9 protein-coding genes are annotated in these 8,779 nt (G+C 65.4%); 3 read left to right on the forward strand and 6 right to left on the reverse strand.

Annotated elements, in window-relative coordinates:
* Positions 1-33 precede the first annotated feature (33 nt).
* The gene (locus B3D39_RS09530; protein WP_274962068.1) at positions 34-1,371 is read left to right on the forward strand and encodes an 8-oxoguanine deaminase; all 1,338 of its coding nucleotides are present in this window, start codon (positions 34-36) and stop codon (positions 1,369-1,371) included.
* Here B3D39_RS09530 and B3D39_RS09535 read toward each other — a convergent pair.
* The gene (locus B3D39_RS09535) at positions 1,361-2,092 is read right to left on the reverse strand and encodes a hypothetical protein (RefSeq protein ID WP_274962069.1); all 732 of its coding nucleotides are present in this window, start codon (positions 2,090-2,092) and stop codon (positions 1,361-1,363) included. The genes B3D39_RS09530 and B3D39_RS09535 overlap by 11 nt on opposite strands.
* A complete protein-coding gene (gene guaD / locus B3D39_RS09540) occupies positions 2,089-3,372 on the reverse strand; it encodes a guanine deaminase (protein ID WP_274962070.1) in 1,284 nt (427 codons plus the stop codon). Before guaD ends, B3D39_RS09535 begins: the two co-directional genes overlap by 4 nt.
* A 146-nt stretch (positions 3,373-3,518) precedes the next feature.
* On the opposite strand from guaD, the gene mgtE reads away from it, so the two are divergent.
* Together mgtE and B3D39_RS09550 are read left to right on the forward strand one after the other, a co-directional pair.
* Positions 3,519-4,904 (forward strand): magnesium transporter, encoded by a 1,386-nt coding sequence (gene mgtE / locus B3D39_RS09545; protein WP_078539714.1) that lies wholly within the window; start codon positions 3,519-3,521, stop codon positions 4,902-4,904.
* Positions 4,901-5,437 carry a 5-formyltetrahydrofolate cyclo-ligase gene (locus tag B3D39_RS09550; RefSeq protein WP_274962071.1) on the forward strand — a complete coding sequence of 179 codons (537 nt, stop codon included), beginning with the start codon at positions 4,901-4,903 and terminating at the stop codon, positions 5,435-5,437. Before mgtE ends, B3D39_RS09550 begins: the two co-directional genes overlap by 4 nt.
* Here the strand turns inward: B3D39_RS09550 and purU are convergent, their stop codons facing one another.
* The 4 genes from purU to B3D39_RS09570 form a co-directional block, all read right to left on the reverse strand.
* A complete protein-coding gene (gene purU / locus B3D39_RS09555; RefSeq protein WP_078546283.1) occupies positions 5,438-6,334 on the reverse strand; it encodes a formyltetrahydrofolate deformylase in 897 nt (298 codons plus the stop codon). It lies immediately after the preceding gene.
* A gap of 144 nt (positions 6,335-6,478) precedes the next feature.
* The gene (locus B3D39_RS09560; protein ID WP_274962072.1) at positions 6,479-7,429 is read right to left on the reverse strand and encodes a cation diffusion facilitator family transporter; all 951 of its coding nucleotides are present in this window, start codon (positions 7,427-7,429) and stop codon (positions 6,479-6,481) included.
* Between the two features lie 115 nt (positions 7,430-7,544).
* On the reverse strand, positions 7,545-8,306 hold the full coding sequence (locus B3D39_RS09565) for an FG-GAP repeat domain-containing protein (protein WP_274962073.1): 762 nt from the start codon (positions 8,304-8,306) through the stop codon (positions 7,545-7,547).
* Positions 8,306-8,629 (reverse strand): 2Fe-2S iron-sulfur cluster-binding protein, encoded by a 324-nt coding sequence (locus B3D39_RS09570; protein ID WP_075776110.1) that lies wholly within the window; start codon positions 8,627-8,629, stop codon positions 8,306-8,308. The genes B3D39_RS09565 and B3D39_RS09570 overlap by 1 nt, the downstream gene beginning before the upstream one ends.
* Positions 8,630-8,779: the final 150 nt, after the last annotated feature.

Genomic DNA, 8,779 nt, shown 5'->3' on the forward strand with positions numbered 1-8,779 from the left:
GGCTCTGGCGAAACCAGCCAGTAGGAGCGCGCGATGGGCGAGATCTTGATCCGGGGCGCCGAGGTAATCGTCACGATGGACGGCACCCGGCGCGAGCTGAAGGGCGCGGATCTGCTGCTGCGCGACGGGCAGATCGCCGCCGTCGGGCCGGGGCTGGAAAGCACGGGCGAGGTGGTCGAGGCTGCGGGCTGCGTCGTCACGCCGGGGCTCGTGAACACCCATCACCATCTTTACCAGACGCTGACCCGCGCGGTGCCGGGCGGGCAGGACGCGCTGCTGTTCGGCTGGCTGCAGACGCTCTACCCGATCTGGGCGAAGATGGGCCCCGAGGAGATCCACGTCTCGGCGCAGGTTGGGCTGGCGGAGCTGGCGCTCACCGGCTGCACCACCAGTTCCGATCATCTGTATATGTATCCGAATGGCGCGCGGCTGGAGGACACGATCCACGCCGCCACCGAGCTGGGCCTGCGCTTCCACCCCACGCGCGGCGCGATGAGCATCGGCGAGAGCGACGGGGGGCTGCCGCCCGATAGTCTGGTCGAGCGCGAGGACGCGATCCTCAACGACTGCATCCGGGTCGTCGACGCGTTCCACGATGCAAGCGAGGGCTCGATGTGCCGGGTGGGGATCGCGCCGTGCTCGCCGTTTTCGGTCTCGCGCGAGCTGATGCGCGACGCGGCGCTGTTGGCGCGCGACAAGGGCGTGATGCTGCACACCCATCTGGCCGAGAATGACGAGGATATTTCCTACAGCTTGGAGCAGTTCGGCTGCCGTCCGGGGCAATATGCCGAAGATCTCGGCTGGACTGGCGACGATGTCTGGCACGCGCATTGCGTGAAGCTGGACGCGGGCGAGATCGATCTGTTCGCGCGCACGAAGACGGGGGTTGCGCATTGTCCGTGCTCGAATTGCCGTCTGGGCTCGGGCATCGCGCCGGTGCGCCAGATGCGCGATGCGGGGGTTAAGGTCGCGCTGGGCGTCGATGGCTCGGCCTCGAACGATGCATGCTCCCTCATCGGCGAGGCGCGCATGGCGATGCTGCTGCAGCGGGTGCAAAACGGCGCCGATGCGATGGCCGCGCGCGAGGCGCTGGAGATCGCGACTTTGGGCGGGGCGCAGGTGCTGGGTCGTCCCGATTGCGGGGTGCTCGCCCCCGGAAAACGCGCGGATGTGGCGATCTGGGATGTCTCCGGGCTGGAGGCGGCAGGCGCATGGGATCCGGTCGCGGCGCTGGTGCTGTGCGGGCCGCCCAAGGTGAAGCATCTCTTCGTCGAGGGTCGTCAGGTGGTGCGCGATGGGCAGGTGGTGACGATCGACCTGCCGCGGGTGATCGAGACGCAGAACCGTCTCGCGGCACGACTTATGGGCTGAATTTCTCGCGCCGCACGGCCCCGGCGGCGCTCGCGATCCGCAGCAGGCGGCGTCGGTCGCCTGCAAGGGCAGCCTCCATCAGCCCTGACAACCCGCCGCGCGCCTTCAGATGCGGCCCGAGGTCGGAATGGCCGAGATCGGGGAAGATCAGGTGGTCGACGTTTTCTGCGCGCGGGAATGGCATCGCCTGATCCAGATCGTCATGCGCGCCGTGGCACAGGATCGCCCAGCAGGGCGCGGGCGGGAGCGGCGTGATCTCGCGGGCGAAGGTCGCGATCTGTCCCGTCCACTCGCTCCAGCGCGTTTCCCCCGGCACGACGCCCGGTTTGACTGAGACTTGCGGCGACAGCGCGAGCACCACATCGACCGGGATTACCTCCGCTGCGACCAGCGCTGAGACCGCGCCCATCGAGAGCCCAATGGCGGCGATGCGGGTGACGGGGCGGCGGCGCGTCACCTCTGCCAAGGCGGCGCGCAGGGCAGGGGCGAAACCCGGATCGTTTGCCCAGCTGCGGCTTTCGTCGCTGATGAACAGCGCCGGGCGCGGGAAGCCGGGCGTGCCGCGCCCCGTAGCAGTGGCGACGAATTCCGGCGCGGGCGGGCGGCTGGGATCATGGCCGATCGAGGCGAAGGAGATCACCAAATCACTGCGCGCACCGTCTAGGAAATCGACCGTGAAAGGCGCGCGGGCGTAGATCCTCTCGAAGGCCGGATCGCTCAATGCAGCCGCTTGCCCGCGACCCAGGTGCCCGCGATCGCGCGGTCGTCGCCCATCATGATCGTCGGGAAGATCGCCTCCCAGATATCCTCCGCACGGTCGGCACGCTGCGAAATGGCAGGCGTCGAGGCGAGGTCGACGGCGATGAAATCCGCCTCCATTCCCGACGCCAGAGCACCGATCTTGTCGCCCATCCGCATCGACTGGGCCGAGCCCTGCGTGGCCAGCCACCAAAGCTGCGCGGGGTGCAGCGGCTGATGCGTGAGCTGCCCGATCTCATAGGCCGCAGCCATCGTGCGCAGCATCGAGAAGCTCGACCCGCCGCCGGTATCGGTGGCCAGACCGATTTGCTGCCCCTCGGCCAGACGCGTCGGCCAGTCGAACAGCCCCGAGCCGATGAACGTGTTCGAGGTCGGGCAATGGATCAGCGCCGCGCCGACCTCCTTGATCCGGTCGGCCTCGCGCGGTTGCAGATGGATCGCGTGGCCGTAAAGCGCGTTCTCGCCCAGAAGGCCATAGGTCTCGTAAGTGTCGAGATAGTCGCGCGCGGTGGGATATAGCTCGCGCACCCAGGCGATCTCGTCCACCTGCTCGCTCAGATGGGTTTGCATCAGGCAATCGGGATGCTCCGCCCAGAGCGCGCCCAAGGCGCAAAGCTGATCCGCCGACGAGGTGGGCGAGAAGCGCGGCGTGATGACATAGCTCAGCCGGCCCGTCCCGTGCCATTTCTGCAAGAGGATGCGGCTGTCGTCATAGGCCGATTGCGGCGTGTCGCGCAAAGCCTCGGGGGCGTGGCGATCCATGCAGGTCTTGCCCGCCGCGGCGCGCATCCCGCGGGTCTTGGCGGCGGTGAAGAAGGCTTCGACGCTGGCGGGATGGATCGTGCAATAGCTGCACATCGACGTCGTGCCGTTCATCAGCGCCAGATCGAGATAGCGGGTCGCGATCTCTTCCGCATGGGCGGGATCGGCGAAGGAAATCTCTTCGGGGAAAGTATAGGTGTTGAGCCAGTCGATCAGGCGCTTGCCCCAGCTCGCGACGATCGCGGTCTGCGGGTAATGCACATGCGCATCGACGAAACCGGGCGACAGGAGATGATCGCCATGATCGACGATCTCGGCCTGCGGATGGGCCTCGCGCAGATCGTCGGCCTCGCCCACGGCGGCGATCATACCGCCGTCGATCAGCATACCGCCGCGGCGCCGGTGCGTGACCGCCTCCGGCCCCTCGGCAAGCGCGTCGCCACGGTATTCCAGAACCTGCCCAAGGTGCAGCTCAGCCATCATTCTCTCCTGTCCGACGCGCCATGCTAGGGCGGGGCGCGGCGAAGGTAAATCTCTGCCGTCGCGGCGCTTCTTTTTCGCCCTCGCCCCCCTGTCCATCTGCGAGAAAACAGCTATGTTTCACGCGCGATCGGAATGGGGGCGACATGGCCGAAGCACTTGCCGAAGAGACAGAGCGCGAGGAAGAGGATTATCGGCTGAGCGGAGAGCTGGTCGAGGAAATTCTCGATGCCGTCGAGCAGGAAGATGCAGATCGCCTGAGCGAGCTGCTCGAGCCCTTGCACGCCGCCGATATCGCCGACCTTATCGAACAGGTCTCCGGCCATGAGCGGCGCGAGATTCTGCGCCTCTGGGGCCGCCAGATCGACGGTGAGATCCTGACCGAGATCGACGAGGGTATCCGCGAGGAGGTTCTCGCGAGCCTGCCGCCGGAAGTTCTGGCCGACGCTGTCCGTGAGCTCGATTCCGATGATGTCGTCGACCTGATCGAAGACCTTGAGGAGCCGCAGCAGGAAGCGATCCTCGGCGCGCTCGACGAGACCGATCGGGCCGCGGTCGAGAAATCGCTGGGCTATCCCGAATATTCCGCCGGTCGTTTGATGCAGCGCGAGGTTGTGACCGCGCCCGAGCATTGGACGGTGGGCGAGACGATCGACTTTCTGCGCAAAGCCAAATGGCTGCCCGACCAGTTCTATCACGTGACCCTCGTCGATCCGGGCCATCATCCGGTCGGCAATGTCACCTTGGGACGGATCCTGTCCGCCCCGCGCGCCTCGAAGCTGATCGAGATTTGCGAGGAAGAGTTCCGCAAGATCTCGGCCTATCAGGACGAGGGCGACGTGGCCTATGCGTTCAACCAGTATCACCTGATCTCGGCTCCGGTCGTGGATGAAGACGACCGCTTGGTCGGCGTCATCACCATCGACGACGCGATGTCGGTCCTCGATGAGGAACACGAGGAAGACATCCTCCGCCTCGCCGGTGTTGGCGACGAATCCGCGATCTCGGATACGGTGCTGGAAACCGTGCGTCAGCGCCTGCCGTGGCTTTTCGTGAACCTGCTGACGGCGATCCTCGCCTCGGCGGTGATTTCGATCTTCGAGGGCACGATCCAGCAGCTTGTAGCGCTGGCCGTCTTGATGCCGATCGTGGCCTCGATGGGCGGCAATGCGGGCACCCAGACCTTGACGGTGGCGGTGCGCGCGCTGGCGACCCGCGACCTGACCGACAGCAACGTCTGGCGGGTCGTGCGACGGGAAGCCATCGTGGGGCTGCTCAACGGTCTCGCCTTCGCAGTCGTGATGGGCGCGGTGGCCGCCTTCTGGTTCTCGGGCGCACAGCTTGGCATCGTGATCGGGCTGGCGATGGTGATCAACCTCGTGGTGGCTGCCTTGTCGGGCATCCTGATCCCGCTCGCGCTGGAGAAGCTCGGCGCGGACCCGGCGCTGGCCTCGGGCACCTTCGTCACGACGATGACCGATGTGGTGGGCTTCTTCGCCTTCCTCGGCCTCGCCTCCGTCGTGCTGCTATGAGCAAGGATCTCGCGCGCAAGGACGCTTTCGCGGCGCGTAAGGCCGCCCATGCCGCCGATTATGGCGCGGCGACCCGTGCGCTGACGGCGGCGCTGGAGCCTTTCGCGGGCAAGGTGCTCGCGGGCTATTGGCCGATCCGGACCGAGCCCGATCCGCGCCCGGCGATGGTCGCCCATGGCGGGCCGCTCTGTCTGCCGGTGGTGGTCGCGGAGGCGCAGCCTTTGGTCTTTCACCGCTGGACGCCCGAGACCGAGATGATCGCGGGCGCTTTCGGAGCGCATATCCCGGCAGAGGGTGAGGAGATCACGCCCGAGGTGCTGATCGTGCCGCTGCTGGCTTTCGACGCGAAGGGCTATCGGCTGGGCTATGGCGGCGGCTTTTACGACCGCACGCTGGAGGGGATGCGCGCACGCGGCCCCGTCACGGCGATCGGCTTTGCTTTTGCGGCGCAGGAAGTGCCGGAAGTGCCCACCGAGCCGACCGATCAGCCGCTCGACATGATCGTGACCGAGGCGGGCATCCTACATCTTTGATCAGCCCATACGCTCGGAAGCGTAAGCGCCGGGCGAGGCCGGGAAGACGACCGTCTTGCTGTCGTTCAGGAACACCCGGTGCTGCACATGGGCGTGGATCGCGCGCGAAAGCACCTGCGCCTCGACATCGCGGCCCAGCGAGACGTAATCCGATGGGCTTTGCGCATGGGTGACGCGCACGGTGTCCTGCTCGATGATCGGGCCTTCGTCGAGATCGGCGGTCACGTAATGCGAGGTCGCCCCGATCAGCTTCACGCCACGCTCGTAAGCCTGCTTGTAGGGGTTCGCGCCTTTGAAGCTCGGCAGGAAGGAGTGGTGGATGTTGATGATCCGGCCCGACATCTTCTGGCACAGAGCATCCGACAGGATTTGCATGTAGCGCGCGAGCACGATCAGTTCCGCACCCGATTCATCGACCACGTCCAGAAGACGCTTCTCGGCCTCGGGCTTGTTCTCTTTCGTCACCTTGATGTGGTGGAAGGGCAGGTCATGGTTCACGACGACCTTCTGATAGGTCATGTGGTTCGACACCACGCCCACGATCTCGATCGGCAGCGCACCGATGCGCCAGCGGTAGAGAAGGTCGTTCAGGCAGTGGCCGAAATTCGACACCATCACCAGAACCTTCATCTTCTCGCGGGAGTCGCGGACCGCCCAGTCCATCTCGAAATCCTTGGCGACCGGCTCGAAGGCGGCGCGGATCGCCTCGGCATCCTTGCCTTTCTCGGAGACGAAGCTGACGCGCATGAAGAACTGGCCCGTCTTCGGGTCGTCATACTGATGCGAGTCGGTGATGTTGCAGCCCTGATCGGCCAACACGTTCGCGATCCCCGCGACGATCCCCCGCGTCGAGGGGCAGGCAACGGTGAGAACGTAAGCGTCGGCAGTCTGGGTCATGTCGCATCCCTTTTGATCTTTCGCCCGGTTTCCTAGCGCGCCGGGGGTGGGGACACAATCACCCCGACTCCGGGGAGGAGCGCGGGAGAAAGCGACGGCGTTGCGGTGAAAAGCGGCATCGCGTCGGGGGCGCGGCGCGCGGCCTCAGGCCGCCGCGTTTTCGGGCTGCGTGCCGCGCAGGGATTCGATTTCGAGGAAAACGCTCGAAACCTCCGGGTGGGCCTCGTGGATTTTCTTCTGCACCGCCTCCACCGCGTGGAAGATCGCTTCGGGCGAGAGACCTGTGCGCATCTTCAGCTCGATATTCACCAGCACCTGATCGGGCGCGAAATGCATCGTCAGAAGGCGTTTGACCTCTGCGACCTCGTCGAACCCGGTCGCGATCTCGCGGATCGATTTGCGCACGTCGCGGTCAGCGGCTTCGCCCATGATCAGCGCGCGGGTCTCGTAGACGAGGATGATCGCCACGACGATCAGGATGAGCCCGATGACGATGGAGGCCGCGCCGTCGAAGAACGGATTCTCGAACGTCACCGAGAGATAGACGCCGAGCGCGGCCGCGAGGATGCCCAGAAGGGCCGCGCTGTCCTCGGCGACGACGACGAAGATCGACGGATCCTTGGAGCGGCGGAAGGCTTTGAAATAGCCTTCGCCCGGTTTGCGCTGCTTCAGAAGCTGACGGATCGCGATGACCCAGGACGTACCTTCAGCGAGGAAAGCCACGAGCAGCACACCGTAGTTCCAGATCGGTTTCTCGATCGGTTCGGGGTTCTGGATATGGACAATGCCCTCATAGATCGAGAGCCCGCCCCCGATCGCAAACAGCAGCATCGCGACGACGAGCGACCAGAAATACAGCTCCTTGCCATAGCCGAACGGGTGTTTCTCGTCCGGTTCCTTCTTGCTGCGCTTGTGGCCCAGCAACAGCAGCCCCTCATTGCCGGTATCGACCACCGAGTGGAACGCCTCCGCCAGCATGGACGAGCTACCCGTGAAAGCCGCGGCTATGAATTTCGCGATGGCGATCAGGAGGTTCGCGGCGAGCGCGCCATAGACGGCAATCGGCTTTTCTTCGGAGGCTTGGGCTTCGGCCATGGAGGGATCCTGCAGCTGGGCGCGCGACGGGGAGGAACGACCGCGCGCCGGTGTCGTGATGCAGGGGTAACATGGGCGGGGGCAGGGCGGTTCCGCGGGGCCAGTGCGGCAGGGTTCAGCCGTTGCAGTTCAGCGCGTTCGCGAAGCCGCCGGGCGAGGTGTCGGTGCCGAGGCGTGTCCATGCCACGGTTTGTCTGGGCGTGACAGAGAGCGACAGCAACGCGGACCAGTCGAAACTGGCGACGATCATCTCGGGACCAGAGCCGCAATCGCGTACCCCGCCGAGGATCGTGTCAGAGCCGAGACGGTGGTTGGTGAACTTGCCTCCCGCGAAGGTCGGGTGCAGCTCGCCGTTGCGATACTCGAAGAGGCGCAGCACGCCCAGGCGATGCGGCGCGTCGATCAGAGCGATGTCACGATGCCCGTTGCCATCGAAATCCGCGATGCCGATGGGCGCGAGCCAATGGTTCGGCTCGCCCACGAAATCGGTCGCGGCGAGGAATTCCGGCTTTCCCGATTTCACCGTGAGCACCAGAAGCCGCGAGCCGAATTTCAGCTGAGATTGCACCACGATCACCTCGGCGATGCCGTCACCGTCGAGGTCGCTCAGGCGCGGGCTCGTGTCCTCATAGACCATGTCGGGATCGAGGCGCAGCTCGTAGGTCAACGTGCTGTGGCCTGAAAACAGACCCTTGGGATTGCCCGCCTTGCGGGCCACGTCGATCTGGAGATTTGCGAATTCATGATCGGGGCCGAGCGCGCCGTGACCGTAGCGATCCGTCGGCTCGGTGAACCGCGCGGCGACCGACATCTCGGCCCGCGCGGGCAGGGCGGCAGCGGTGACCAGCGCGAAGGCGAGGGCCACCGCGCGTCGCATCAGATCTGCTTTTCGGGCAGGTTCACGATCAAGCCGTCGAGCTCGTCCGTGACCTTGATCTGGCAGGTCAGGCGCGAGGTGACGGGATCGGGCTCGTACGCGAAATCGAGCATGTCCTCTTCCATCGGATCGCGCGGAGGCAGTTTCTCGATCCAGTCCTTGTCGACATAGACATGGCAGGTCGAACAGGCGCAGGCGCCGCCGCAATCGGCGTCGATGCCGGGCACGCCATTGTCGCGTGCACCTTCCATCACGGTCATGCCGGGCTTCACGTCGATCTCGTGACGGGTGCCGTTGAATTCGACATAGGTGATTTTCGCCATAGCTCGGGGCCTCTTGTTCGTAATCAAAACGCGCTTGCCGGCAGGGCCGGTCGCAAGTGATCTAAGCTGCTTTCGGTGATTTGGCCAGAGGCGGGCTATCACGGGCAAGGGATTGCCGCAGCGTAGATATCGGCTAGTGTGCCGGCCAAG

The sequence above is a fragment of the Thioclava sp. UBA3469 genome, assembly GCF_002378135.1.
In the GTDB taxonomy this organism is placed as follows: Bacteria; Pseudomonadota; Alphaproteobacteria; order Rhodobacterales; family Rhodobacteraceae; genus Thioclava; species Thioclava sediminum.